Origin of the sequence: Halorubellus amylolyticus, assembly GCF_034808145.1 — an archaeon.
In the GTDB taxonomy this organism is placed as follows: domain Archaea; phylum Halobacteriota; class Halobacteria; order Halobacteriales; family Natrialbaceae; genus Halorubellus.
Genome location: NZ_JAXHGM010000053.1, coordinates 1 through 276, shown reverse-complemented (window position 1 = coordinate 276; position 276 = coordinate 1). Strand labels below are relative to the sequence as shown.

Annotated in this window: 1 protein-coding gene; it reads left to right on the top strand. The window is 43.8% G+C overall.

The genetic code is table 11. The annotated features are described in order from the left end of the window. Positions 1–276 (top strand): SDR family oxidoreductase (locus SM754_RS20245; protein WP_323677943.1); only part of this gene is annotated, 276 nt, incomplete at both ends.

Genomic DNA, 276 nt, shown 5'->3' with positions numbered 1-276 from the left:
CACGTATGTGTTCACAAAAGCAATGGCGGAAATGATAATATGGAAGCATAAAAAGGATTTACCGGTGGTCGTTATTCGCCCTACAATGATTTGTAGCACTCTCAAGGATCCATTTCCTGGTTGGATTGAAGGCTCCGGAAGTGCGGCAAGTGGATCAATTGTTTTCGGTAAAGGACTAATTCACCTCACTCATGGCGACCGTGAATGTGCCTTCGATTTGATTCCGGCTGACACGGTAACAAATTGTATAATAACGGCGATGATGGCAAATGCAAA